The 23,910-nt window shown below is 61.1% G+C and carries 26 protein-coding genes and 1 riboswitch; of the genes, 11 read left to right on the top strand and 15 right to left on the bottom strand.

Annotation, left to right across the window (positions count from 1 at the left end):
* Positions 1 to 68: 68 nt before the first annotated feature.
* Entirely contained in the window at positions 69 to 440 is a 372-nt protein-coding gene (locus tag QTL56_RS03785; protein WP_245136975.1) for a hypothetical protein, read from the bottom strand.
* A gap of 186 nt (positions 441 to 626) precedes the next feature.
* A riboswitch (glycine riboswitch) is annotated at positions 627 to 714 on the top strand.
* A 150-nt stretch (positions 715 to 864) separates the two neighbouring features.
* Between QTL56_RS03785 and gcvT the strand changes: the two genes are divergently transcribed.
* The 6 genes from gcvT (at position 865) to QTL56_RS03755 (ending at position 6,762) form a co-directional block, all read left to right on the top strand.
* Entirely contained in the window at positions 865 to 2,004 is a 1,140-nt protein-coding gene (gene gcvT / locus QTL56_RS03780; protein ID WP_245136976.1) for a glycine cleavage system aminomethyltransferase GcvT, read from the top strand.
* A gap of 21 nt (positions 2,005 to 2,025) precedes the next feature.
* Positions 2,026 to 2,388, top strand: a complete 363-nt coding sequence (gcvH, locus tag QTL56_RS03775; protein ID WP_229576342.1) for a glycine cleavage system protein GcvH — start codon at positions 2,026 to 2,028, stop codon at positions 2,386 to 2,388.
* A complete protein-coding gene (gene gcvP, locus QTL56_RS03770; RefSeq protein ID WP_245136977.1) occupies positions 2,388 to 5,246 on the top strand; it encodes an aminomethyl-transferring glycine dehydrogenase in 2,859 nt (952 codons plus the stop codon). The genes gcvH and gcvP overlap by 1 nt, the downstream gene beginning before the upstream one ends.
* 134 nt (positions 5,247 to 5,380) lie before the next feature.
* Positions 5,381 to 5,707, top strand: a complete 327-nt coding sequence (locus tag QTL56_RS03765; protein ID WP_229576344.1) for a DUF1236 domain-containing protein — start codon at positions 5,381 to 5,383, stop codon at positions 5,705 to 5,707.
* Between the two features lie 193 nt (positions 5,708 to 5,900).
* Positions 5,901 to 6,227 carry a flagellar basal body rod C-terminal domain-containing protein gene (locus QTL56_RS03760; RefSeq protein WP_245136978.1) on the top strand — a complete coding sequence of 109 codons (327 nt, stop codon included), beginning with the start codon at positions 5,901 to 5,903 and terminating at the stop codon, positions 6,225 to 6,227.
* A gap of 157 nt (positions 6,228 to 6,384) precedes the next feature.
* Entirely contained in the window at positions 6,385 to 6,762 is a 378-nt protein-coding gene (locus QTL56_RS03755) for a tudor domain-containing protein (RefSeq protein WP_229576346.1), read from the top strand.
* Between the two features lie 177 nt (positions 6,763 to 6,939).
* On the opposite strand, the gene QTL56_RS03750 is transcribed toward QTL56_RS03755, so the two are convergent.
* From QTL56_RS03750 to QTL56_RS03690, 13 genes are all read right to left on the bottom strand, one after another.
* Positions 6,940 to 7,197 (bottom strand): hypothetical protein, encoded by a 258-nt coding sequence (locus QTL56_RS03750; RefSeq protein ID WP_245136979.1) that lies wholly within the window; start codon positions 7,195 to 7,197, stop codon positions 6,940 to 6,942.
* Between the two features lie 27 nt (positions 7,198 to 7,224).
* Positions 7,225 to 7,527 (bottom strand): hypothetical protein, encoded by a 303-nt coding sequence (locus QTL56_RS03745; RefSeq protein WP_245136980.1) that lies wholly within the window; start codon positions 7,525 to 7,527, stop codon positions 7,225 to 7,227.
* A 1-nt stretch (position 7,528) separates the two neighbouring features.
* Complete coding sequence (locus QTL56_RS03740) at positions 7,529 to 8,230, bottom strand: acyl-homoserine-lactone synthase (RefSeq protein ID WP_245136981.1); 702 nt, start codon at positions 8,228 to 8,230, stop codon at positions 7,529 to 7,531.
* Between the two features lie 74 nt (positions 8,231 to 8,304).
* Positions 8,305 to 9,045: a helix-turn-helix transcriptional regulator gene (locus QTL56_RS03735; RefSeq protein WP_229576350.1), complete on the bottom strand. Its 741-nt coding sequence runs from the start codon at positions 9,043 to 9,045 to the stop codon at positions 8,305 to 8,307.
* Between the two features lie 141 nt (positions 9,046 to 9,186).
* Positions 9,187 to 9,810 carry a LysE family translocator gene (locus QTL56_RS03730; protein ID WP_245136982.1) on the bottom strand — a complete coding sequence of 208 codons (624 nt, stop codon included), beginning with the start codon at positions 9,808 to 9,810 and terminating at the stop codon, positions 9,187 to 9,189.
* 1 nt (position 9,811) lies between these two features.
* Positions 9,812 to 10,261 (bottom strand): Lrp/AsnC family transcriptional regulator, encoded by a 450-nt coding sequence (locus QTL56_RS03725; RefSeq protein WP_229576352.1) that lies wholly within the window; start codon positions 10,259 to 10,261, stop codon positions 9,812 to 9,814.
* Positions 10,262 to 10,395: 134 nt separating this feature from the next.
* Complete coding sequence (gene sufA / locus QTL56_RS03720; protein ID WP_229576353.1) at positions 10,396 to 10,782, bottom strand: Fe-S cluster assembly scaffold SufA; 387 nt, start codon at positions 10,780 to 10,782, stop codon at positions 10,396 to 10,398.
* A 227-nt stretch (positions 10,783 to 11,009) separates the two neighbouring features.
* The gene (locus QTL56_RS03715) at positions 11,010 to 11,384 is read right to left on the bottom strand and encodes an SUF system Fe-S cluster assembly protein (protein WP_229576354.1); all 375 of its coding nucleotides are present in this window, start codon (positions 11,382 to 11,384) and stop codon (positions 11,010 to 11,012) included.
* An 11-nt stretch (positions 11,385 to 11,395) separates the two neighbouring features.
* A complete protein-coding gene (locus tag QTL56_RS03710; protein ID WP_229576355.1) occupies positions 11,396 to 12,640 on the bottom strand; it encodes a cysteine desulfurase in 1,245 nt (414 codons plus the stop codon).
* A complete protein-coding gene (gene sufD / locus QTL56_RS03705; RefSeq protein WP_245136983.1) occupies positions 12,633 to 13,910 on the bottom strand; it encodes a Fe-S cluster assembly protein SufD in 1,278 nt (425 codons plus the stop codon). Before sufD ends, QTL56_RS03710 begins: the two co-directional genes overlap by 8 nt.
* A 30-nt stretch (positions 13,911 to 13,940) precedes the next feature.
* Positions 13,941 to 14,696, bottom strand: coding sequence for a Fe-S cluster assembly ATPase SufC (gene sufC, locus QTL56_RS03700; RefSeq protein WP_245136984.1), 756 nt, complete (start codon positions 14,694 to 14,696; stop codon positions 13,941 to 13,943).
* 69 nt (positions 14,697 to 14,765) lie between these two features.
* Positions 14,766 to 16,235, bottom strand: coding sequence for a Fe-S cluster assembly protein SufB (gene sufB, locus QTL56_RS03695; RefSeq protein ID WP_229576358.1), 1,470 nt, complete (start codon positions 16,233 to 16,235; stop codon positions 14,766 to 14,768).
* Between the two features lie 141 nt (positions 16,236 to 16,376).
* Positions 16,377 to 17,543 carry a cysteine desulfurase family protein gene (locus tag QTL56_RS03690; RefSeq protein ID WP_245136985.1) on the bottom strand — a complete coding sequence of 389 codons (1,167 nt, stop codon included), beginning with the start codon at positions 17,541 to 17,543 and terminating at the stop codon, positions 16,377 to 16,379.
* 205 nt (positions 17,544 to 17,748) lie between these two features.
* On the opposite strand from QTL56_RS03690, the gene QTL56_RS03685 reads away from it, so the two are divergent.
* On the top strand, positions 17,749 to 18,426 hold the full coding sequence (locus QTL56_RS03685) for an alpha/beta hydrolase (protein ID WP_229576360.1): 678 nt from the start codon (positions 17,749 to 17,751) through the stop codon (positions 18,424 to 18,426).
* 122 nt (positions 18,427 to 18,548) lie between these two features.
* Complete coding sequence (locus tag QTL56_RS03680; RefSeq protein WP_245136986.1) at positions 18,549 to 19,415, top strand: patatin-like phospholipase family protein; 867 nt, start codon at positions 18,549 to 18,551, stop codon at positions 19,413 to 19,415.
* A 3-nt stretch (positions 19,416 to 19,418) separates the two neighbouring features.
* Here QTL56_RS03680 and QTL56_RS03675 read toward each other — a convergent pair whose 3' ends face one another.
* Positions 19,419 to 20,555 (bottom strand): anhydro-N-acetylmuramic acid kinase, encoded by a 1,137-nt coding sequence (locus QTL56_RS03675; RefSeq protein WP_245136987.1) that lies wholly within the window; start codon positions 20,553 to 20,555, stop codon positions 19,419 to 19,421.
* Between the two features lie 138 nt (positions 20,556 to 20,693).
* Between QTL56_RS03675 and tyrS the strand changes: the two genes are divergently transcribed.
* The 3 genes from tyrS to trmFO all read left to right on the top strand — a co-directional run bounded on the left by tyrS (position 20,694) and on the right by trmFO (position 23,907).
* A complete protein-coding gene (tyrS, locus tag QTL56_RS03670) occupies positions 20,694 to 21,950 on the top strand; it encodes a tyrosine--tRNA ligase (protein WP_245136988.1) in 1,257 nt (418 codons plus the stop codon).
* 261 nt (positions 21,951 to 22,211) lie between these two features.
* On the top strand, positions 22,212 to 22,355 hold the full coding sequence (locus QTL56_RS03665; protein WP_112247840.1) for a DUF1127 domain-containing protein: 144 nt from the start codon (positions 22,212 to 22,214) through the stop codon (positions 22,353 to 22,355).
* A gap of 142 nt (positions 22,356 to 22,497) precedes the next feature.
* Positions 22,498 to 23,907, top strand: a complete 1,410-nt coding sequence (gene trmFO / locus QTL56_RS03660; RefSeq protein ID WP_245136989.1) for a methylenetetrahydrofolate--tRNA-(uracil(54)-C(5))-methyltransferase (FADH(2)-oxidizing) TrmFO — start codon at positions 22,498 to 22,500, stop codon at positions 23,905 to 23,907.
* Positions 23,908 to 23,910 lie beyond the last annotated feature (3 nt).

Below are 23,910 nucleotides of genomic sequence, written 5' to 3'. Positions count from 1 at the left end.
TATCTCTCCTTGCCGCGGTCCTTCTTGGCCGTCGGCTGTCGTCAGTCTTCGTCGGATGATAAATACAATCAGGCGAAGCGCGGCGGGCCGCGGAGACGCGGGCGGTGGAGGAGATGGCCAGAGCGGACTACCGGTTCGGCCGGGACAATCTCACCCAGGTTCCCAAACTGACCGAGGAGCCAGGACTGGTCTGCAGGCTCAGGCAACAGAGCAGCGCCAGCAAGGCGGCAGGCCTCGCAACCGCTCGCAGGCTTCACATGCTTGCGTCCCTGATCGCCGATGCAGAGATCGGCAAAGGTGCCGTCAGGCAGCGCATAGGCAAAAGACTGCACTTGGCTTGCCATTGCGACCGGCATGCGATGGCCGAATCCGACAGACAGGAAGACCATGGCGCAGAACATGCGCAGGATCATCGTCGCTGTCTTGACCTTCGGCTTCATCCTGTCCCCCTTTGCACCCGATCCCTTATCGCGATGCCGCGATCAAGCCAAGGGGCGAGATGCCACAGGGACCGGGCAACCATGCGAAAGCTTGCGCCAGCGCAATCACCACGCCTGCGCGACAATTATTTGCTTCGGAGCGACGCGGCCTCTTGCCAAGCCGCCACACTGCCGGATAATGCGTTTAAGACCTTGTTGGGAGAAACCGGTTCAATCCGGAGCCGAAGGAGCAACCGCCCCGGAAACTCTCAGGCAAAAGGACCACAAGGCGTCGACTGCACTCTGGAGAGAGGCCTGTTTCCAAAGCGGGCCAAGCCGAAGGGATAACAATCTCAGGCACAAGGACAGAGGGGGCTCATGAAGCGGCACACCCGTGCCCAGACTTGAGCAAGCGCGCGAGCGCTCAAAACCCGGAGGCGACGTCTTGAACGACCAGACCCAACTCAAACGCACCCCCCTTTACGATCTTCATGTGTCGCTCGGCGCCAGAATGGTGCCCTTTGCCGGCTACGACATGCCGGTGCAATATCCAGCCGGCGTGCTGAAGGAACATGTTCACACCCGTGCCGCTGCGGGCCTGTTCGACGTTTCGCACATGGGACAGGTCGAACTGATCGCGGCTTCCCGCACGTACGAAGACGCGGCACGCGCACTCGAAACCCTGGTCCCGGTCGACATCCTCGAGCTTAAAGACGGCCGTCAGCGCTATGGCTTCTTCACCGACGACAAGGGCGGAATTCTCGACGACCTGATGATCACCCGCCTCGGCGAACGCCTGCTGGTTGTCATCAATGCCGGCTGCAAGGATTCCGACATTGCGCATATGCGGGCCAAGCTTCCGGATGGCGTGCAGGTTTTCGTGCATGACGACCGCGCGCTTCTCGCCTTGCAAGGGCCGAAGGCAGAGGACGTTCTGGCGGCATTGTCCTCCGATGTCGCATCGATGAAGTTCATGGATGTCCGCGAAGTCTCGCTTGGCGACATTTCCGCCATCGTCTCGCGCACCGGCTATTCCGGCGAAGACGGGTTCGAGATCTCTGTGCCCGCCGACCGCGCCACCGACCTCGCAAAGGCGCTCCTCGATCAGACGGACTGTGCCCCGATCGGTCTCGGCGCCCGTGATTCGCTCCGGCTCGAAGCGGGCCTGTGCCTCTACGGCAACGACATCGACACCACGACGTCTCCGATCGAAGCCTCCATCGAATGGGGGATCCAGAAGGTCCGCCGCACGGGTGGCGCGCGCGCAGGCGGCTTCCCCGGTGCGACACGCATTCTTGGTGAACTCGAGAATGGTGTTTCCCGCCGCCGCGTCGGCCTGAAGCCCGAGGGCAAGGCGCCCGTGCGTCCGCCGGCAAAGCTGTTTGCCGATGCCGAGGGCAAGACCGAAATTGGCCATGTCTCCTCGGGTGGCTTCGGCCCTTCTGTCGAAGGCCCCGTCGCGATGGGCTATGTGCCGACCGAGATGGCCGTCCCCGGCACCCAGGTTTTCGCAGAGGTGCGCGGCAGGTTCCTGTCCCTCACCGTCACCGCCCTTCCCTTCGTCACCACCACCTATAAACGCTGAAAAAAATCTCCGGAGAGAACCATGTTGAAATTCACCGCTGAACACGAATGGCTGAAGATCGAAGACGGCGTTGCCACCGTCGGCATCACGGCCCATGCCGCCGGCCAGCTCGGCGATCTCGTCTTCGTCGAACTGCCGGACGAAGGCACGGAATTCAAGAAGGATGGCACCGCTGCGACCGTCGAGAGCGTCAAGGCGGCCTCGGACGTCTACTGCCCGCTGGATGGTGAGATCGTCGAGATCAACCAGGCCATCGTCGACGATCCGTCGCTGGTCAATTCCGATCCGGAAGGTGCCGCCTGGTTCTTCAAGCTGAAGCTCGCCAACCCTTCCGACGCAGACGCGCTGCTCGACGAGGCCGCCTATAAGGAGCTGATTGCCTGATGACGACGGAATTCCAGTTCACGGACTACGATCCGTACGACTTCGCCAATCGGCGCCATATCGGCCCCTCGCCGGCCGAAATGACGGAGATGCTGAAGGTGATCGGCTATCACTCGCTGGACGAGATGATCGACGACACCGTTCCCGGCTCGATCCGCCAGAAGGTGCCGCTCACCTGGGGTGGTGCGATGACCGAGCGCGAGGCGCTCGACAAGCTGCGCGAGACGGCCAACAAGAACAAGGTCCTGACCTCGCTGATCGGCCAGGGCTATTACGGCACGATCACGCCGCCGGTCATCCAGCGCAACATCCTGGAAAACCCGGCCTGGTACACCGCCTATACGCCCTACCAGCCGGAAATCAGCCAGGGCCGCCTGGAGGCGCTCCTCAACTACCAGACCATGGTGACAGACCTCACCGGTCTCGACGTGGCCAATGCTTCGCTGCTCGACGAAGCAACGGCCGCTGCCGAAGCCATGGCACTGTGCCAGCGCAGCGCCAAGACCAAGGCGACCGGCTTCTTCGTCGACAAGGACTGCCATCCGCAGACCATCGCGGTCATCCAGACCCGCGCCGAGCCGCTCGGCTGGACCGTCACCGTCGGAGACCCCTTCACCGATCTCGACCCGAGCGACGTGTTTGGCGCGATCTTCCAGTATCCGGGTACGCACGGACATGTCCGTGACTTTTCCGGCCTGATCGCCCGCCTTCACCAGACCGGCGCTCTTGCTGCAGTGGCCGCCGACATTCTCGCGCTGCTGCTTCTGAAGTCGCCCGGTGAAATGGGCGCCGATATCGCCATCGGATCGACCCAGCGTTTCGGCGTACCTGTCGGTTATGGTGGTCCGCATGCGGCCTATATGGCGGTCAAGGATGCGATCAAGCGCTCCATGCCCGGCCGCCTCGTCGGTGTGTCCGTCGATGCACGCGGCAACCGCGCCTATCGCTTGTCGCTGCAGACCCGCGAACAGCATATCCGCCGCGAAAAGGCGACGTCGAACATCTGCACCGCCCAGGTGCTGCTCGCCGTCATGGCGTCGATGTATGCGGTCTTCCATGGGCCGCAAGGCCTGAAGGCGATTGCCCAGCAGGTGCACCGCAAGACCGTGCTGCTCGCCAAGGGGCTGGAAAAGCTCGGCTATACGATCGAGCCGGAGACCTTCTTCGACACGATCACCGTCGAGGTCGGCCACATGCAGGGGCTCGTCATGCGGGCCGCCGTTGCGGAAGGGGTCAACCTGCGCAAGGTCGGTGAGACCAAGGTCGGCATTGCCCTCGACGAACGCACACGTCCGGCCACGCTCGAGGCCGTCTGGCGTGCCTTCGGTGGCAAGTTCAATGTCTCGGAGTTTGAAGCCGATTACCGGCTGCCCAAGGAACTGCTGCGCACCAGCGAATACCTGACGCATCCGATCTTCCACATGAACCGTGCGGAAAGCGAGATGACCCGCTACATCCGCCGGCTGTCGGACCGGGACCTGGCCCTCGACCGGGCGATGATCCCGCTCGGGTCCTGCACGATGAAGCTGAACGCGACGGCCGAAATGCTGCCGATCACCTGGCCGGAATTCTCGGATATCCATCCCTTTGCCCCTCAAGATCAGGCGCTGGGCTACAAGGAGATGATCGACGACCTCTCGGAGAAGCTCTGCGCGGTCACCGGTTACGATGCGATCTCGATGCAGCCGAATTCGGGAGCTCAGGGCGAATATGCGGGCCTCCTGACAATCCGCGCCTATCACATAGGGCGCGGCGACACCCACCGCACCGTCTGCCTGATCCCGACCTCGGCCCATGGCACCAACCCGGCCTCCGCCCAGATGGTCGGCATGACCGTCGTGCCGGTAAAGTCGAAGGAAAACGGCGACGTCGATCTCGATGATTTCCGCGCGAAAGCGGAAGCGCATGCAGACAATCTCGCCTGCTGCATGATCACCTATCCTTCCACGCATGGCGTGTTCGAGGAGACGGTGCGGGAGATCTGCGAGATCACCCACCAGTTCGGTGGCCAGGTCTATCTCGACGGGGCGAACATGAACGCCATGGTCGGTGTGTCCCGTCCCGGCGACATCGGCTCGGATGTTTCCCACCTCAACCTGCACAAGACCTTCTGCATTCCGCATGGCGGCGGCGGTCCGGGCATGGGCCCGATCGGCGTCAAGGCGCATCTTGCGCCCTTCCTGCCCGGGCACGTCTCGACCGACGGTCGTCCGGGTGCGGTCTCGGCCGGTCCTTACGGTTCGCCCTCGATCCTGCCGATCAGCTGGTCCTACTGCCTGATGATGGGTGGCGAAGGCCTGACGCAGGCGACGAAAGTGGCGATTCTCAACGCCAACTACATCGCGGCGCGCCTCAAGGGTGCCTATGACGTGCTCTACACGTCGGCCTCGGGCCGCGTGGCGCATGAATGCATCATCGACACCCGTCCGCTGCAGGCGTCTGCCGGCGTGACCGTCGACGACGTTGCCAAGCGCCTGATCGATTGCGGCTTCCATGCGCCGACCATGAGCTGGCCGGTGGCAGGTACGCTGATGATCGAGCCGACCGAGTCGGAGACCAAGGCCGAGATCGACCGTTTCTGCGAAGCGATGCTGGCGATCCGCGAGGAAGCCCGCGACATCGAGGACGGCCGGATGGACAAGACCAACAACCCGCTGAAGAACGCCCCGCATACGGTGGAAGACCTGGTCGGCGAATGGACCCGGCCCTACAGCCGCGAACAGGCCTGCTATCCGCCGGGCGCCTTCCGGGTCGACAAGTACTGGTCTTCGGTCAACCGCGTCGACAATGTCTACGGCGATCGCAACCTGGTGTGCACCTGCCCGCCCATGGAAGCCTATGCAGAAGCCGCCGAGTAACGGCCTCAGTATCGACACAGGAACGCCGCCCTTGAGGCGGCGTTCTTCATTTGTGGTGACAGATCGAAAAAGCCTGTGATGGAACGGAATGCGGCAATGTCCGTTCTTCTGCTGCTCAACACAGGAGAACAGACATGCGCAACACTCTCATCCTCGCCGGTGCAGCGGCCCTCATGACGCTCTCGGCGTCGGCCAATGCGCAGGAAACTGTCATCATCCAGCAGGCCCCGGTCGCGACACAGTCGACGATCGTCGTGCCAGCCCCGGTCGAAACTTATGTCATGCAGCGCGAAGTGCGCTCGGTGCCCTACGAAGGCGACGTGATGATCGGCCGCGTTATCGAAGACCCCGTCGAACTCTATCCGGTCGATGGCTATGACGGCTATTCCTATACAGTGGTCAACGAGCGGCGCGTGATCGTCGATCCGCAGACACGGCAGATTATTCAGATCATTGAATAAGCCTGACGGACAGAGAAGCTGAAGAACCCGGTGCCGAGCGCCGGGTTCTTTCGTTCCAGCGGCGCTGGTGTCTCAAATCAGGGCAGTGGCAGAATACCTCTTCCTCAAGCCGAAACCATGCACGTTCGGACATTGCTAACTCCCACCGCCTATTCTGATGTTCTGAAGTTGGGTTTGAACGCAGGATCACGCCATGAGTATTTCGGCCGTCATGAGCATTTCGCTTTCGGGCATGAAAGCACAGCAGACGCGTCTTGCCGCATCGGCTGATAATGTCGCCAATGCCATGACGCCAGCCTATGATCGGCTCGAAACCAGATACTCCAGTTCGGCCCAAGGCGGTGTGGCCGTCTCCGTCAGCCCATCCGGCGCTGCGACCTTCGGCGACGGTTCGAATGTGGATCTCGCTTCGGAAATGATATCGCTGGTTCAGAGCGAACTCGGCTTCAAGGCCAATGCGAGCGTCTGGGAAACCGGAGCCGACATGTGGGACGTGCTGATGAGCATCAAGCGCGACTGAGGCAGTCCCTTCTCCTGCCGTCAACGGGCGCCCTCAGCCTCACCTATAATAGTACCTGACCGAACCTACGACTCATCTAGGGATCAGACGCCAGTCATCACTGCGCAGGCCCGGTTGCTACCGATCGGGTCTCTTTGTCGTATCGAGAGGATTCGTTATGCGCTTCAAACTGATCATCGCACTTGCCGCAAGTTTGCCGATGCTGGCTGGCGCCAGCGCTGCCCAGGCTCAGACCCAGGGTGACTGGGTTCTTGGCAACTACAAGGGTGCCGGCTACTGGTTCCCCGGCATCGCCGAGAAGGTCGCTGGTGGCAAGGTCACCATCCGCTATGACGACGGAGAGCGCGAGACCGTTTCGACCCGCAACGTTCGTCCCTATGACTGGATGATCGGCATGAAGGTCGAATGCAATTTCAAGGGCAAGGGCGACTGGTATCCCGGCACGATCGCATCGCTGTCAGGCGAAAAGATCGGCATCGCCTATGACGACGGCGACAAGGAAACGACAAAGACCGGTCGCTGCCGTTCGAACTGATCAGCTCGCTCACTTCTGGCCGGCGGGACAGTCTCGTCGGCTGAGAAGGAAGCATGGTCGCCCAGCTTCGGCGCGACATGGGTACAAGCCGAACGCACGACCCGGGCCATGCGTGCGGCTTGGGCAAATTTTGGGCTTGTTCAACGAAAACAGGCGAATGCGTTGTCGCAGGGTCATTCAACGATTGCAATTGGCGGAAACTTCTGGCCACATTCCCAAGTTGTAAACGGTTGCATCAGGGATTCCATGTATAACGACACACTGAACCACCTGAAATCTCAGATTTTCCCCGCCGACATCCGTGATTGCGACCGCTTGAAGACCCATTTCCGGCAGCATCTCAAGACGGCAGTCAGCTTCGTCGGGAGCAATGATTACATCGAGGACTGTCTCTTCCAGATCGACGAGGCTCTCGAACGGCTCTGCGAAAGCCATGGTGAGAGCCTCGAAATCCGGACTTACCTACTGGGCGCGATCGAAGCGCTCCGGGACGAACTCCATCTTTGCCATGTCGAGATGAATGTCCGCCAGACTGCCGTCGGCTACTGACAATGTCCGCTTGCGACCACCGCTGCTCCTGCGACGCTCCAGTCCGTCTGCCGCGGCCAGCGAAACCATCTGCAGAAGATGGTCCAGGAAGAGCGCGTCGTTACTGAGCGGCTCCTTCTGCGAAACGCCCTTGATGATTTCTCTCAGGCTACGCACCTGCTCCTCCACGATCGAGCGCACGTAGATATCGGAGGATGGGAATTGGCCATCCGTCATGTCATTCTCCTGCCATTCTTGAATATTGGTGTGTTCCATGCGGCTCGTCGGCGAAGGCGAGACGCGAGAGTGGCGACGGGCCAAAAGGGTTGCCCGGCGCAAGTTCGAGGTCGAGGACGCTTCCAGTAATGCCGTAGAGTTCGTGGTGTTTCAAAAGGCCAGCCATGGATGGCCTGGCCGTGATCGGTAGGATCAGCGAACCCTCCAGGACACTCGGGGCGGCAAGAGGCATTACCTCCCACCCGGTGGTCATCAAGAGGTTGACCAGCTTCGAATGGGTTTCGACGAGCAGCATTTCGATCCCCGAGACGAGGCAATACTCCATCACCCCGGTCATCAGGATGTGAGAGATCGGCACGCCCGCGATGGTCTGGTCGGAGACCTCGGCGATGCAACGCGTCCATTCGAAAATCCGTTCGCCGCGCGGCCAGTCGGTTCCATCCATGAGATGGGGATAAACGTCCGACAACAGATGCGGCTTCAGTGTCGGGAGGAGCCGGCTGTATCCGACGACGTCGCTGGCGACGAGCAGTGGCAGGTGGATCGCCTCTTCTCCGTCGAACTGGTCAATCTCGCGACCGTCAGCCCGGCGGCACGCTTCCCAGCCGAGTCTTTCGACAAACTGGCGATGGCGGAAACGCCAGACCCGTTCCATGATGTCGAAGCAGTCATGCGTTGCTGCGCCCAGGATCGCCGCAAGCATGCTGCCCCCCCTAAATAAGCCCGGGTGAACAGTGGGGCATGGGGGACGAATTCAATATAGGCCGTTCTGCCTATTTATCTGATGATGCCAAGCCGAATCGATTCGGCAATCAGTTGCGCGCGATTGACGGAATTCAACTTGCGGCTGGCGGAGGCAATCTCATGCTGAACGGTTTTCTCAGAGATTCCAAGGATCTGGCCAATCTCCCAGTTGGTCTTTCCGGCAGCACACCACAGGATGACCTCACGCTCACGTGGCGTGACCTTTGCGACATCCGGGACAGCCTTCTCCCGGCCCTCCGACAGGAAGGCACGCAACCGGTTGTGCGCATAGATTGAAATGATGTGCAGCGCTCCGCGCTGTTCCTGGGACAGATCCACCTTTCGGGCGCCAAAGGTCACGATCGCCTGAAATCCTCCGACGGAATGCAGCGGAACGCTGTAGCCGTCATACATCCCGAATTCCGTGGCCTCGTTCATCACTCGCTTCGCGGCCCGGGTGACAGGTTTGTCGGCGAGTGCCTCCGACCAGACGAAAGCCTCATCCGACATTTTCGTGCGGTAGATGACAGGATCCACATGGACATAGTTCTCCTGCACATAGCGTTCGAACCAACCATCCGGCCAGGCATTCAGCATGAAATAGGGGTCGATGCGCTCGCTGGGCAGCGGTATGCCGGAGATCGCATAACAGTCCATGCCAAAGGCCTTGGCCGCCGTATCCAGGCAGGCAAGGACCTCATTGTTGTCGCGGGCCCGCGACGACTCCGTGATGAAATCGAACATCGCATTGGATGTGGCCTGCCTGTCTGACATCGATACCCCGCATCATCCCCGCTGTGACATGGGTCACATCTAGCATGAGGAGCGGCGCTGCGGCCTGATCAACATTGGATTTCCAATGAAAAGTGTCTCGCATGACACGGGCGAGCCAGGAGCACACGCAGTCTCGATCCGTCAGAGCACGGCAAACAAGCTATGCAGGAGTGCAGTCAGCCCAAAGGCGATCAGAATGATCGCAGACACCCGGCCGACCACCGCAGAAAAACCGTCCGGCAATCGCGTACGCAAGAGGCTCACAAGGCCGCTCAGAAAGAACCACCACCCCAGCGACCCCAGAAAGACACCCGCAACAAGCAGGGCCGCGGTTGCGCTGCCTTGCCCGGCCGCCAGCCCCAATCCGGCGAAGATCGCTGCAAAAGACAGGATGGTTGCGGGATTGGCGATGGTCAGGAGAAAGGTCGCCGCCGTGGTCGACAGCAATCCGCGCGCGTCGACCGATGCGGCCGAGACCTGCGGACGAGGCTTCAATCCCTTGATACCAAGATAGATCAGGAAGAAGCCGCCGAAGACCTGCAGCGGCAGTTCGATCCAGCCGAGAACGGCCCCGAGAGCCGTAAATCCGGCCGCAGCCATGAGCGCATAGACGCCGTCGGCGATCGCGGTTCCAAGGCCACCTGCGACGCCGGCCCAGAAGCCGCGCTCCAGGGTGCGGTTGATGCAGAGCGCGCCGATCGGCCCAAGGGGCGCCGCAATGGCAATGCCCAGTACGAGCCCCTTGCCGAAGACGACGGTGTCCATCTCACTCGGACCCGATCACATAGCTGCGTTCGCTCGTGGTCGACAGCGCAATCATTGTCTCGCTGCGGGCAATCAATCGTTCGCCCTTGAGGTCGGCCAGGAAGGCCTCGATCCCGGTCAGATCGGCCGTCCGGATCTTCACCATGTAGGACCAACTGCCGGTCACGTGGTGACACTCGAGCGCCGCCGGATGGTTCTCCACATAGTCCCGGAAGGCAGCCTGTTCGGTATCCTGCGGCAGCGTCACCAGTATGAAGGCGGTGATCGGCAGTCCGATCGCTGCCGGATCCACCTCCAGCGTGAAGCGCCTGATGGCGCCCGACGCCACCAGACGCCTGATGCGTTCGTTGACGGCAGAGGGCGAAAGCCCTACCACATCCCCAATGCTTGCGAGGGAGCGACGGGCGTCTTCGGCGAGAAGATCGATTATTTTGCGGTCACTTGTGTCCATGGCCGCAGCTTATTTGCCGAAACCTGCACTCCGCAAGATATTTTTTCGAGCAATAGCAAGAAAACAACGAATCGGCTCGCCGAGCGGATGTGCCATCATGCTGTACGGTCGGATTGGCGGCCCCCGCACATCACTCAGGCAGTAGCACTCTCGCGTTGTCGGGCGAGTTCAGCCAGATCGGCAGCTTTCAGTTCGACCGATTCGCCGCAACCGCAGGCCGAGGTCTGGTTCGGATTGTGGAAGGTGAAGCCGGAACGCAGTGTCGTCGTCTCGAAGCCCATCTCCGTCCCGAGGAGATAGAGGACAGCAGCCGGATCGATCCAGACGGCCGCGCCATCCTTTTCGACGCGATCATCCCGGGGATTAGGCTCGGTCACCAGGTCAATGGTGTATTCCATCCCGGCGCAGCCACCCTTCTTTATCCCGACCCTGATGCCCTTGGTCCCGGGAGCGGAATTCTCGACGATTGCCCTGACACGTGCGGCAGCCGCATCGCTCATGGTCATTACCTCAAAGCCCATCGGCACAGTCTCCAACAACGACCGGGTTCAAGGTCCGGCGTTTCTGTCACTCAATGTAAGGGACACGCCCCGGTCGTTCAATAGCGCCAGCGCTTTGCGAGCCGATCAAACCGCTCTGCTCGAGGCCATTGCGATGCTTGCATACCTGTCACACCGTTTGACCATCAGGCAAGCCGAACGCGAAACGGCCCACGCGAGGCGGGCCGTTCGTTCATTGCCGAATTCTCTCAGTACCAGCCGACGGCGACCTGCGCCTCTTCGGACATGCGGTCCGGGGTCCACGGCGGATCGAAGCTCATCTCCACCTCGACGCCTGCAACGCCCTCGACCGCCCCAACCGCATTTTCGACCCAGCCCGGCATCTCGCCGGCGACTGGGCAACCCGGTGCCGTCAGCGTCATCACGATCTTCACCGTGCGGTCGTCCTCGATGTCGATCTTGTAGATCAGACCGAGTTCGAAGATATCGGAGGGAATTTCCGGGTCATAGACCGTCTTCAGCGCCGCAACGATGTCGTCCGACAGGCGCGCCACTTCTTCCGGCGGAATGGCGGTGTGAATAATGCCTTCGCGGACATCCGGCTTGGTTTCAATCTCTGTCATGGCATCTTTCCTCAGGCAAAGAAGCTGCGCGCATAATCGAGCGCGTCGGCCAGCGCATCGACTTCTTCGCGGGTATTGTAAAGGCCGAACGAAGCGCGGCAAGTGGACGTCACGCCGAAGCGAGCAAGCAGCGGCTGGGCACAATGCGTGCCCGCACGGACCGCGACACCGCGACGGTCGATCATGGTGGACACGTCATGGGCGTGAATGCCGCCAAGTTCGAAGGAGAAGATCGCTCCCTTGCCCGGCGCATTTCCAATGATCCTCAGCGAATTGATCGCCGACAGCCGTTCATGCGCATAGGCGCGCAGGCTCTCCTCGTGGGCGGCGATCGCCTCGCGACCGAGGCTCTCCATGTAGTCGAGCGCATAACCCAAACCGATCGCCTGGACGATCGGCGGCGTGCCGGCCTCGAAGCGATGCGGCGGCTCGTTATAGGTGACATAGTCCTCGGCAACCTCGATGATCATCTCGCCGCCGCCCATGAAGGGGTCCATATCCTTCAAACGGTCCATCCTGCCCCAGAGCACGCCGATGCCCGAGGGGCCATAGAGCTTGTGGCCCGTGACGGCATACCAGTCACAGCCGAGATCCTGGACGTCGACCGGCATGTGGACGGCGCCCTGCGAGCCATCGACCAGCACGGCGATACCACGCTCGCGGGCAATGCGGCAGACTTCCCTGATCGGCACGACGGTGCCGAGCGCGTTCGACATGTGGGTGATGGCGATCAGCTTGGTGCGCTCGGTGAGGCAGTTTTCGAAAGCTTCCATGTCGAAAGCGCCGTCATCGGTCACCGGTGCCCAGACGAGCTTGGCACCCTTGCGTTCCCTCAGAAAATGCCAGGGCACGATGTTGGAGTGGTGCTCCATGATCGACAGGACGATCTCGTCGCCCTCGCCGATATGTTTCATGCCCCAGCCATAGGCGACCGTGTTGATCGCTTCCGTCGAGGACTTGGTGAAGATCACCTCGTCGATCGACGGAGCATTCAGGAATCGGCGCACCTTTTCGCGTGCCGCTTCATAGGCATCGGTCGCGGCATTGGACAGGAAATGCAGGCCACGATGCACATTCGCATATTCGTGAGAATAGGCATGCGACACCGCGTCGATCACACTCTGCGGCTTTTGCGAAGAAGCCGCATTGTCGAGGTAGACCAGCGGCTTGCCATAGACCTCGCGCGACAGGATCGGGAAATCCCGCCTGACGGCTTCAACGTCGTAACCTGTGCGTGCCGCGATCGTGTCAGCCATGATGCTCCAGCCAGTCGGTGATGATCTCTTCCAGCGCTTCGACGAGCGGCTCGTTTTCGAGCTCCTCGACGATTTCGGCGACGAAGCCGTTGATCAGCAGCGCCCGCGCCTTCTTTTCCGGAATGCCGCGCGACATCAGGTAATAAAGATGGCTCTTGTGGATGTCGGCGACCGTCGCGCCATGCGCACACTGGACGTCGTCGGCAAAGATTTCGAGCTCCGGCTTGACCGAGAATTCGCAATCATCCGACATGAGCAATGTGTTGCAGGCCATGCGGGCATCGGTCTTCTGGGCATCCGGGGCGACCCTGATCATGCCCTGGAAGACACCCTTGGCCCGGTCGAACACCACATTGCGGATGATTTCCGTCGATGTCGTGTTCGGCACGTCGTGGCCGAGAGTCATGGTGACGTCCGTATGCGTGTCGCCGCCGAGCAGGTTGACGCCGCGTAGCATGAAGTCACAGCCTTCGCCAACCGTCTTCACGTGAATTTCCTGGCGCACCAGCTTGCCACCGGCATTGATGACGAAGAGGCGGAACCTGGCATCGGTGCCCAGTTCGACGCGGATCTGACCAAGATGGGTATCGGCATCGCCCTCACCCTGGAGGATGATCCAGGTGATCTCGGCACCTTCGCCAAGCTTCAGATCCGCGACAACGGAGGCAAGTGCTGCCGAACCGCTCTGGCCGACATGCCGCTCGATGACGGTTGCCTTCGAACCCTTGCCGAAGGTCGCCGGGAAGCGCAGGTGCAACTGGCCGGCGGCATGCACCGATTGCAGCTCGATCGGGCCTTCGACGTCGGCGTTGTCGGCCACATCGAGCGTGAAACCGTCACGCACGAAGGCGCCGTTGAGGCGACCGATCGTGTCGTCGCTGTTGAAGGCGGTCAGACCCGCGGCCGCAGCACCATTCGACAGAGCGTCGCGATAAAGCGAAACGCTCACCCCCTCCGGCAAGGATGCCGGCGTCTGGGCAACGCCCTGCAGGATGTTGAGCACGGTTGCGCCCGCCACCAGCGGTTTGACCGCCTTGGCAATGCTCTGCAGCTCTTCGGCCGGAAGCGCACGCAGAAGCGCCTTCAGATCCGTGTAGTGGAAGGTCTCGACGCGGCGCGTCGGCAGACCTTGACGCTTCAGCGCGTCGAACAGACCGTCGCGCTTCAGAACAACGGCGCCATCCCCGGGGAGGCTGCCGATCTGGTTGTTATAGGCGTCGATGATCTGGGTCTCGGCTACGGTGAGCCGGTTGGCCGCTTGCAATGTCATCGTTGCAACTCCTTTAAAACTTGAAACCGCTTAGGCTGCCTGACCGGTGATGTCGGCATAGCCGTTGGCTTCGAGTTCCAGCGCCAGGCTCTTGTCGCCCGACTTGATGATCTGGCCCTGGTAGAGAACATGCACGCTATCGGGCACGATGTAATCGAGCAGGCGCTGGTAGTGGGTGATGACGACGGTCGCACGATCGGGACGCTTCAGCGCGTTGACGCCATCGGCAACAATCTTCAGGGCGTCGATGTCGAGGCCGGAATCGGTTTCGTCGAGGATGCACAGCTTCGGCTCGAGCAGCGCCATCTGCAGGATTTCGGCGCGCTTCTTCTCGCCACCGGAGAAGCCGACATTGAGCGGACGCTTCAGCATGTCAGGGTTGATCTTCAGTTCGCCAGCGGCTTCCTTGACGCGACGGATGAACTCCGGCGTCGTCAATTCGTCCTCGCCACGCGCCTTGCGCTGCGAATTCATCGCGACCTTCAGGAACTGCATGGTGGCAACGCCCGGGATTTCTACCGGATACTGGAAGGCAAGGAAAATGCCCTTGGCGGCGCGCTCGGCCGGGTCAAGTTCCAGAATGCTCTCGCCGTTGTAAAGGATATCGCCTTCGGTGACTTCATAGTCTTCGCGGCCTGCGAGGATGTAGGACAGCGTCGACTTGCCGGAGCCGTTCGGGCCCATGATGGCAGCGACTTCGCCGGCCTTCACGGTGAGATTAAGGCCCTTGATGATTTCGGTGCCGTCTTCGGCGATGCGGGCATGGAGATTGCGAATTTCAAGCATGGACAAATCCTTTCGGACGAATGGGGTCACGCGCCAGGCGCAGCGAAATAAGTGAGCGGGTGGTCGACCTCAGCCGACCGAACCCTCGAGCGAGATGTTGATCAGCTTCTGTGCTTCAACCGCAAATTCCATCGGCAGCTGCTGGATGACGTCGCGGACGAAGCCGTTGACGATGAGCGCGATTGCCTCTTCTTCCGGGATGCCGCGCTGCATGGCGTAAAACTTCTGGTCCTCGGAGATCTTCGAGGTCGTCGCCTCGTGCTCCACCTTGGCCGTCGAGTTCTTCACCTCGATGTAGGGCACGGTATGCGCGCCGCAGGTGTCACCGATCAGGAGCGAATCGCAATTGGTGAAATTGCGGGCATTTTCCGCCTTGCGGTGCATCGAGACCTGGCCACGATAGGTGTTCTGCGACACGCCGGCCGAGATGCCCTTAGAGATGATCCGGCTCTTGGTGTTCTTGCCGAGATGGATCATCTTGGTGCCGCTATCGACCTGCTGGTGGCCGTTGGAGACGGCGATCGAGTAGAACTCGCCCTGGCTGTCGTCGCCGCGCAGGATGCAGGACGGGTATTTCCAGGTGATCGCAGAGCCGGTCTCGACCTGGGTCCAGGAGATCTTGGAGCGGTCGCCACGGCAATCGCCACGCTTGGTAACGAAGTTATAGATGCCGCCCTTGCCGTCCTTGTCGCCCGGATACCAGTTCTGAACGGTCGAATACTTGATCTCGGCGTCGTCCATGGCAACGAGTTCGACCACGGCTGCATGCAGCTGGTTCTCGTCGCGCTGGGGTGCTGTGCAGCCTTCGAGATAGGAGACATAGGCCCCTTCTTCGGCGACGATCAGCGTACGCTCGAACTGGCCGGTGTTCTTCTCGTTGATGCGGAAATAGGTCGACAGTTCCATCGGGCAGCGAACGCCCTTCGGGATGTAGACGAAGGATCCGTCCGTGAAGACCGCGCAGTTCAGCGTCGCATAATAGTTGTCGGTGACAGGGACGACCGAGCCGAGATATTTCTTCACCAGATCCGGGTATTCGCGGATCGCTTCCGAAATCGACATGAAGATCACGCCAGCCTTCATCAATTCGGCCTTGAAGGTCGTCACGACCGAGACGGAATCGAAGACGGCATCGACGGCGATCTTCGAGGTCTGGACGCCAGCCAGCATTTCCTGCTCGCGCAGGGGAATTCCGAGCTTCTCATAGACCTTCAGAAGTTCCGGATCGACGTCGTCGATCGACTTCGGACCGGCAGCCGTCTTCGGTGCCGCATAGTAATAGATGTCGTTGAAGTCGATCTTCGGATAGTCGACGCGAGCCCAGGTGGGCTCGACCATTGTCAGCCAGCGCCTGTAGGCGTCGAGGCGCCATTCGAGCATCCATTCGGGCTCGTTCTTTTTTGCCGAAATGAAGCGAACGATGTCTTCCGACAGGCCCTTCGGGGCCTTGTCGACTTCGATCGTGGTTTCAAAACCGTACTTGTACTGGTCGACGTCGATAAGGCGGACCTGATCGATCGTTTCCTGCACAGCAGCCATGGTCGTTCTCCAATCTTGCCGGGCCAAATTCCGGCAGCTTGTTAACGTTGGGCGGTGATCCGCCATACTTAAGGTTCCCGAGCCATCTTTTCACCCCTCTTGGCAAGGGAAAAACGATGGTCGGCGCGTATTTTTACCGCCTCAGGCGGCCTTTCCCGCCAATTTTCGTCGTGCCGCGATCTTGGCAAAGGTCAAGACGAAGCGGTCGATTTCCGCCTCCGTCGTCGACGGCCCGATCGACAGGCGCAGTGCACCTGTCGCGGCATCTTCGCCCATTGCGGTCAGCACATGGCTCGCGCCGACCTTACCGGACGAGCATGCAGCTCCGGCCGACAGAGCAACACCTTCAAGGTCGAAGGCAATCTGTCCGGTTTCCGCCTTGAGCCCCGGCAGATGGAAGAAGCTGGTATTGCCGACCCGCTTGCTGCCGTCACCATAGATGACAGCGTCCGGAGCGGCCGCACGCAGTCCCGTTTCGGCGCGGTCACGCAACGCGGTGATCATTACATTGCGCTCCACCAGATCCGCCGTCATCTCCCGTGCCGCAGCACCGAAGCCGGCGATCGCGGCCAGATTTTCCGTCCCGGCCCGGTGCCCCTTTTCCTGACCACCGCCGCGAACCAGCGGTTCCGGCATCAAGGTCTCGCCTCGCGACACCAGCGCACCAACGCCTTTGGGACCGCCGAGCTTGTGGGCCGACAGAATCAGGAAGTCGGCGCCGAGTTCGGATATCGACAGCGGAATACGGCCTGCCGCCTGTACGGCATCGACCACCAGCAGCCCACCGAACTTCTTTACGATGGCCGCCGCGTCCTGGATCGGCTGGACGATGCCGGTTTCGTTGTTGACCAGCATGACCGCCACCAGCGGCAGCCCGTCCGCCGGATCATGAACGGCCAGCGACGCAGCAAGCGCCTCGAGATCGATCACACCCGAGCGCATGACTGGAATTTCGCTCACATGGTCCGCCGGGAAACGCCCGCCGGCGCGAATGGCAGGATGCTCGATCGCCGAGACAAAGAGCCGGCCGACCGCTACCCGGGACTTACCCATGCGGTAAAAGGGAGACAGGACATGGTTTGCGGCTTCGGTGGCGCTGGCCGTGAAGGTCACATGGGCCGGCTCGGCACCCACAAGGCCGGCCACATCGCGGCGCGCCTTCTCGATGACAGCACGGGCCGCACGCCCTTCGGCGTGCACGGAAGAGGGGTTGCCGGGCATGGCGAGCGCATCGAGCATGGCCTCGCGCGCTGCGCCCAGAAGGGGTGCGGTGGCGTTCCAGTCGAGATAGATGCGCTCAACAGCCATCCTGGCTTTGGTCTCCCCTGCGTTCGGCGGCGCATTTTCCTTGAAATTTCCGCCGGGCTTGCCTTATGACACCTTCACCCCGGATGCGATGCCATCCAGTTTCGAACGGTTCTAAACTTCGTTCTAGAAAAGCTGACTGACTTCGTCAAGTCAGCTTTCTGATTTGGTGTTGACGAACCGCAAAAATGTCAGGGACCGGAACCTTATGCCCGAAGTGATTTTCAACGGCCCCGCGGGTCGTCTCGAAGGCCGTTATCAACCCTCCAAGGAAAAGAGCGCACCGATCGCGATCATCCTTCATCCGCATCCGCAATTCGGCGGAACGATGAACAACCAGATCGTCTACCAGCTGTTCTACATGTTCCAGAAGCGGGGCTTCACGACGCTTCGCTTCAACTTCCGCGGCATCGGCCGCAGTCAGGGCGAGTTCGACCATGGTGCGGGCGAGCTCTCCGACGCCGCCTCCGCTCTCGACTGGGTGCAGAGCCTGCATCCGGATTCGAAAAGCTGCTGGGTCGCCGGCTATTCCTTCGGCTCCTGGATCGGCATGCAGCTTCTGATGCGCCGCCCCGAGATCGAAGGCTTCATGTCGATCGCGCCGCAGCCCAATATCTACGACTTCTCCTTCCTCGCCCCCTGCCCGTCATCCGGCCTGATCATCAACGGCGACGGCGACAAGGTTGCGCCGGAAAAGGATGTGCTCGGACTCGTCGACAAGCTCAAGACGCAGAAGGGCATTCTGATCACCCATAAAACGGTACCGAGTGCCAACCACTTCTTCAACGGCCAGGTGGAAACGCTGATGGCCGAATGCGAGGACTATCTTGACCGCCGCCTCGACGGTGAACTGGTCCCCGAGCCGGCCGCCAAGCGGATCCGGTAAATTCAAGAGCCTCAAACGAATGGCGCGGATCACTTCCGCGCCATTTGGTTTTCAACACGTGCGGTCTCGGTCAATTTGTCTGGCGATGTATCGCATGCGGCGTTCATGGAGTGCTGCCGACCGTGACCTCACCCCCCAACTTTGATGCCGTGGGCCTCGCGGGCGGTGGAAACCGCTGCTACTGGCAGAGCGGCTTTCTGAAGGCCTATAGCGAGCACCAGAACCTCAGCCCGCGCTTCTACGTCTCCGTCTCGGCTGGAGCCTATCACGGCGCCATGTTTCTCGCCGGCGTCGGGGACCGTATCCGTGCATCGGCCTTCGCCTTTGCCGAAAAGGGACTTCGCGGCCTGGATTGGCGTGCCATCAGACGGCGGGAATCGCCGCTGGTCGTCGGATCGCTCTTTCGCCAGTTGCTCGCGAGCGAATTCGGCGACGAGGAACTGAAAACGCTGAAGGCCGCACCGCCCATGTTGATCCAGTTGTCCGGTGTGCCCGACTGGATGCCGGGCGCGCTGGGCGCAATCGGGTCGATCGGCGCCTACCAGGTCGAGAAACTCCTGACCGACGGCGCACATTCGCGGGCCGGCGCTCGCATGGGACTGCGCCCCGTCTGGGTGTCGACGCACAACATCGACTATCCCGCCGAACTCGTCGACGCGTTGATGGCCACGTCTTCCGTGCCGCCCTTCATGCCGGTCGGCCGCGTCAGGGGCCGCGCCTATCTCGACGGCGGACTGGTGGACAATCCGCCGCTGATGAAACTCCGCGAGGTCGAGGACAAGGGCTGGCACACGCTCCTGCTCACCACCCGCTACGGCCGCAAACCGCCATCGGCCCCCAACCGGATCGTTGTTGGCCCGTGCGAGGACATTCCGGTGAGCAAGTTTGCCGTGGGCGACGCCGCCGGTATCCGGCACGCCTATGAGGTGGGGCTGCGGGACGGGCTGGTCTTTGCAAAGCAAGGGCTCGCCTCCCCACCCGTCTCCTGACGATCAGACCTTCTGCGTCCCGGCTGCGCGGGCGAGCACCCCGCCGCCCACGGGCGACTTCACGCCCGTCGTCCCGGGAAAGGTGAGCGGGAGCCCCTTTGCGGAACGCACGGCGAGATAGGCCCAGGCCTCCGCCTCCATGGCGTCACCGTCGAACCCCGCCTGCTCGGCGGACAGCACCATCGCTCCTCGTTCGCCGGCGAGACGCAGCAGATCACCCATGATGGTGCGATTGAGCCTGCCGCCGCCGCAGATCACGAAGGTCTTCGGAAAACCCGGCAGATGGCCTGCAGATTTGAGGATCGCGGCTGCCGAGACATAGGCGAGCGTGCGGGCGCCATCTGAAAGCTCGGCCTCGTGGCCCTGCGGCGGACGAAAATCATTGCGGTCGAGCGCGCGCCGGGTCTTGGCCGTGAAGAAGGTATTGTCGAGGTATCGCTCGGCCAGCGCCATGACAACAGACCCTTCGGAGGCGATGCGCCCGCCATCATCATAGGGAATGCCGGCATGCGCCTCGACCCACTGGTCGATCAACGTATTGCCAGGGCCGCTGTCGAAGCCGATGATCGTCCCGTCACGGTCGAGGAAGGTCAGGTTGGAGATACCGCCGATATTGACGAAACAGACGGGCCATTGATCTGTCGGGATCTTGTGCGCCAGCGCCTGATGATAAATCGGCACCAGCGGCGCGCCCTGCCCGCCATGGACCATGTCATTGGCGCGCATGTCGTAGACGACGTCGATGCCGGTCTCGCTTGCCAAAAGCGGCCCGTCGCCAAGCTGCACGGTGAGCGCCTCGATTGGCCGATGCAATACGGTCTGGCCGTGGAAGCCGATGAAATCGATGGCATGGCTGTTGAGGTTTTCGCGCCTCAGAAAAAGTTCAACCGCTTCCGCATGACGTAGAGTCAGGTCCCTCTCCATACGTGAGAGGTCGCCCGGTCGCTCGTCGCGCCGGGTGATTGCCTTGGCCTCTTCGAGCGCCTGCTTCAGGCGGTCGCGGAAGGGTGGATCGTAGGGCACCGAGAGAAAGGCGCCTTGTTCGACCATCGTCTCGCCATCGGTGCGCAGAAGCGCCACATCGATGCCATCCATTGAGGTGCCGCTCATCAACCCGATCGCCGTCCTGATTTCCGCCATTTGCCACCCGATTCGACTGCCGTTCACGCCGGACATTCATGACCGAGACGGGTGCACAATTCAAAAAACAATGCTAAAGCCCGCGCGGATTTTACCGATTGCCACCGAAAGACCAGAGAAACCGAAAGCAACAGCGTCATGACGAAGTTCAAGTCCGATTTCCTCCGCACCATGCATGAGCGCGGCTTCATTCATCAGATCTCCGATGAAACCGGCCTCGACGACCTGCTCGCCAAGGAAAGCGTGACTGCCTATATCGGCTATGACCCGACAGCGCCTTCACTGCATGCCGGCAGCCTGATCCAGATCATGATGCTGCACTGGTTCCAGGAAACCGGCCACCAGCCAATCTCGCTGATGGGCGGCGGCACGGGCATGGTCGGCGACCCCTCCTTCAAGGAGGAAGCCCGGCAGTTGATGACGATCGACAAGATCGAGGACAACATTGCCTCGATCAAGCGCTGCTTTGCCAATTACCTCGATTACGACAAGGGCCCCAAGGGCGGCGCCCTGATGATCAACAATGCCGAATGGCTGCGTGGGTTGAACTACCTCGAGTTCCTGCGCGACGTTGGCCGTCACTTTTCGGTCAACCGCATGCTCTCCTTCGACAGCGTCAAGACGCGCCTCGATCGCGAGCAGTCGCTGTCCTTCCTCGAATTCAACTACATGATCCTGCAGGCCTACGACTTCGTCGAGCTCAACCAGCGTTACGGCTGCCGGCTGCAAATGGGCGGATCGGACCAGTGGGGCAATATCATCAACGGCATCGATCTCGGCCATCGCATGGGCACGCCGCAGCTCTATGCACTAACCTCGCCGCTGCTGACCACCTCGTCTGGCGCCAAGATGGGCAAGTCGGCCAACGGCGCCGTCTGGCTCAACGCAGACCTGCTTTCGGCCTATGACTTCTGGCAATACTGGCGCAACACCGAAGACGCCGATGTCGAGCGTTTCCTGAAGCTTTACACGACCATGTCGATGGACGAAGTGAAGAAGCTTGCGTCACTTGGCGGTTCCGAGATCAACGAAGCGAAAAAGATCCTCGCCACCGAGATCACTGCGATCCTTCACGGTCGAGCTGCGGCCGAGGAAGCGGCGGAAACCGCGCGCAAGACCTTTGAGGAAGGCGCTGTTTCTACCAACCTTCCAACCGTCGAAGTGGCCGCGAGCGAACTCGAATCCGGGATCGGTCTGCTCGCCTTGATCGTCAAGGCCGGTCTTGCCGCCTCAAACGGTGAAGCGCGTCGCCATGTCCAGGGTGGTGCTGTGAAAATCAACGACGCCGCCGTCTCCGACGAGCGCTCGTCCATCGGCAGCGCGGAGGTCACTGCCGATGGCGTGATCAAGCTTTCGCTCGGCAAGAAGAAGCACGTTCTCGTCAAGCCGGTCTGACTGTCGGAAATTACCATTCGAAACCTTCGGAAAAGCCCGCGATTGCGGGCTTTTCTGCATTCGTAAATAGGGCTTAACTCTTGGCGCATTTTTAACCAGTGTGCCGGCATTGCCGATAAACGCAGCAACCTCCTGCACAAACGCATAGCAGTCGCACATTAATTGCACTGCACAATCTTGTTTTACGGGCGTATAAGAAGATCAATCGCTGATGCGGGAACAACCGCAGGATCAGCCAAGACCTTCACCGAGGAAACCACCATGAACCCGATCCGCATTGCCAAGAACTGGATGAGCTACCGTCGCACGATGGCCGAACTGGGCAACCTGTCCTCCCAGACCCTGAACGACATCGGCGTAACCCGCTACGAAATCCGCAACATCGCTGCACGCTCCTTCCGTTAATCGGAACTGCCTACAGCAGCCTGTCAAACGGCACCGCATGGTGCCGTTTTTGATTCCGGCGTTAACAATGTGAACGCCTGCCGCGGCAAGCCGCTCCTCCGTCGATGGACCTTGCGCCACCAGCCGTGATATGGAGCCGCCCATGACGAACAGCACACTCTCTCCCATTCACATCATCGGCGGTGGCCTTGCTGGCTCCGAGGCTGCCTGGCAGGCGGCCGAGGCCGGTGTCCCGGTGATTCTGCACGAAATGCGCGGCGTACGCGGCACGGATGCACACAAGACCGACGGCCTTGCCGAACTGGTCTGTTCCAACTCCTTCCGCTCCGACGACGCAACGGCGAATGCCGTCGGCGTCATTCATGCCGAGATGCGGCTGGCCGGGTCTCTGATCATGGCCTGCGCCGACAAACACCAGGTCCCGGCCGGTGGCGCACTCGCCGTCGACCGCGATGGTTTCTCCGAAGCCGTGACGGCCGCGATCCAGCAACACCCGCTCATCACCGTGACGCGCGAGGAGGTCACCGGCCTTCCGCCCGAGGAATGGGACCTCGCGATCATCGCGACCGGACCCCTCACCTCGCCGGCGCTGGCTGAAGCCATCCGCGAAAAGACCGGCAAGGATGCACTCGCATTCTTCGATGCCATCGCGCCGATCGTGCACACCGACAGCATCAACATGGACGTCTGCTGGTTCCAGTCGCGCTACGACAAGGTCGGACCGGGTGGCACGGGCAAGGACTACATCAACTGCCCGCTCGACGAGAGCCAGTATAATGCCTTCATCGATGCGCTGATCGAAGGGGACGCCGTCGGCTTCAAGGAATGGGAAGGCACACCGTATTTTGACGGCTGCCTGCCGATCGAGGTCATGGCCGAACGTGGCCGCGAGACACTGCGTCACGGCCCGATGAAGCCCATGGGCCTCACCAATGCGCATAATCCGACCGTCAAACCCTATGCCGTGGTACAGCTTCGCCAGGACAATGCACTCGGCACGCTCTACAACATGGTCGGCTTCCAGACAAAGCTGCGCTATGGCGCCCAGGCCGAGATTTTCAGGATGATACCGGGCCTCGAAAATGCGGAGTTTGCCCGCCTCGGCGGATTGCACCGCAACACCTATATCCACTCACCGACCCTGCTCGACCAGAGCCTTCAGCTGAAGGCGCGACCCGGCCTGCGTTTCGCCGGCCAGATCACCGGCTGCGAGGGTTATGTCGAAAGCGCCTCGATCGGGCTGCTCGCAGGCCGTTTCGCTGCTGCACAGCGCAAAGGCGAGACTATCAGCATGCCTCCTGCGACGACCGCCCTGGGTTCGCTGCTGAACCACATCACCGGTGGCCACATCGTCTCGGACGAGGAGCCTGGCAAACGTTCGTTCCAGCCGATGAACATCAATTTCGGGCTATTCCCGGAACTGGAACCGGGCTCGATCGTCAAGCCGGAGGGCGTGAAGCGCTTCCGCGGCAAGGACAAGACGATCATGAAGCGTCAACTGGTCTCGGCGCGCGCGCTCGCCGACTGCAAGACCTGGCTCGGCGCCGCCTGACGG

It is taken from the genome of Peteryoungia algae, from assembly GCF_030369675.1.
GTDB classification, from domain to species: domain Bacteria; phylum Pseudomonadota; class Alphaproteobacteria; order Rhizobiales; family Rhizobiaceae; genus Allorhizobium; species Allorhizobium algae.
The sequence above is the reverse complement of the archived record's forward strand: the minus strand, read 5'-3'. Positions and strand labels throughout refer to the sequence as shown.

Excerpts from the sequence above, each read along its gene's own strand:
- QTL56_RS03785 (WP_245136975.1), bottom strand. The coding sequence starts at position 440 with ATGAAGCCGAAGGTCAAGACAGCGACGATGATCCTGCGCATGTTCTGC.
- gcvH (WP_229576342.1), top strand. The coding sequence starts at position 2,026 with ATGTTGAAATTCACCGCTGAACACGAATGGCTGAAGATCGAAGACGGC.
- gcvP (WP_245136977.1), top strand. The coding sequence starts at position 2,388 with ATGACGACGGAATTCCAGTTCACGGACTACGATCCGTACGACTTCGCC.
- QTL56_RS03765 (WP_229576344.1), top strand. The coding sequence starts at position 5,381 with ATGCGCAACACTCTCATCCTCGCCGGTGCAGCGGCCCTCATGACGCTC.
- QTL56_RS03760 (WP_245136978.1), top strand. The coding sequence starts at position 5,901 with ATGAGTATTTCGGCCGTCATGAGCATTTCGCTTTCGGGCATGAAAGCA.
- QTL56_RS03755 (WP_229576346.1), top strand. The coding sequence starts at position 6,385 with ATGCGCTTCAAACTGATCATCGCACTTGCCGCAAGTTTGCCGATGCTG.
- QTL56_RS03750 (WP_245136979.1), bottom strand. The coding sequence starts at position 7,197 with ATGGCTTTCGCAGAGCCGTTCGAGAGCCTCGTCGATCTGGAAGAGACA.
- QTL56_RS03745 (WP_245136980.1), bottom strand. The coding sequence starts at position 7,527 with ATGACGGATGGCCAATTCCCATCCTCCGATATCTACGTGCGCTCGATC.
- QTL56_RS03740 (WP_245136981.1), bottom strand. The coding sequence starts at position 8,230 with ATGCTTGCGGCGATCCTGGGCGCAGCAACGCATGACTGCTTCGACATC.
- QTL56_RS03735 (WP_229576350.1), bottom strand. The coding sequence starts at position 9,045 with ATGTCAGACAGGCAGGCCACATCCAATGCGATGTTCGATTTCATCACG.
- QTL56_RS03730 (WP_245136982.1), bottom strand. The coding sequence starts at position 9,810 with ATGGACACCGTCGTCTTCGGCAAGGGGCTCGTACTGGGCATTGCCATT.
- QTL56_RS03725 (WP_229576352.1), bottom strand. The coding sequence starts at position 10,261 with ATGGACACAAGTGACCGCAAAATAATCGATCTTCTCGCCGAAGACGCC.
- sufA (WP_229576353.1), bottom strand. The coding sequence starts at position 10,782 with ATGGGCTTTGAGGTAATGACCATGAGCGATGCGGCTGCCGCACGTGTC.
- QTL56_RS03715 (WP_229576354.1), bottom strand. The coding sequence starts at position 11,384 with ATGACAGAGATTGAAACCAAGCCGGATGTCCGCGAAGGCATTATTCAC.
- QTL56_RS03710 (WP_229576355.1), bottom strand. The coding sequence starts at position 12,640 with ATGGCTGACACGATCGCGGCACGCACAGGTTACGACGTTGAAGCCGTC.
- sufD (WP_245136983.1), bottom strand. The coding sequence starts at position 13,910 with ATGACATTGCAAGCGGCCAACCGGCTCACCGTAGCCGAGACCCAGATC.
- sufC (WP_245136984.1), bottom strand. The coding sequence starts at position 14,696 with ATGCTTGAAATTCGCAATCTCCATGCCCGCATCGCCGAAGACGGCACC.
- sufB (WP_229576358.1), bottom strand. The coding sequence starts at position 16,235 with ATGGCTGCTGTGCAGGAAACGATCGATCAGGTCCGCCTTATCGACGTC.
- QTL56_RS03690 (WP_245136985.1), bottom strand. The coding sequence starts at position 17,543 with ATGGCTGTTGAGCGCATCTATCTCGACTGGAACGCCACCGCACCCCTT.
- QTL56_RS03685 (WP_229576360.1), top strand. The coding sequence starts at position 17,749 with ATGCCCGAAGTGATTTTCAACGGCCCCGCGGGTCGTCTCGAAGGCCGT.
- QTL56_RS03675 (WP_245136987.1), bottom strand. The coding sequence starts at position 20,555 with ATGGCGGAAATCAGGACGGCGATCGGGTTGATGAGCGGCACCTCAATG.
- tyrS (WP_245136988.1), top strand. The coding sequence starts at position 20,694 with ATGACGAAGTTCAAGTCCGATTTCCTCCGCACCATGCATGAGCGCGGC.
- QTL56_RS03665 (WP_112247840.1), top strand. The coding sequence starts at position 22,212 with ATGAACCCGATCCGCATTGCCAAGAACTGGATGAGCTACCGTCGCACG.
- trmFO (WP_245136989.1), top strand. The coding sequence starts at position 22,498 with ATGACGAACAGCACACTCTCTCCCATTCACATCATCGGCGGTGGCCTT.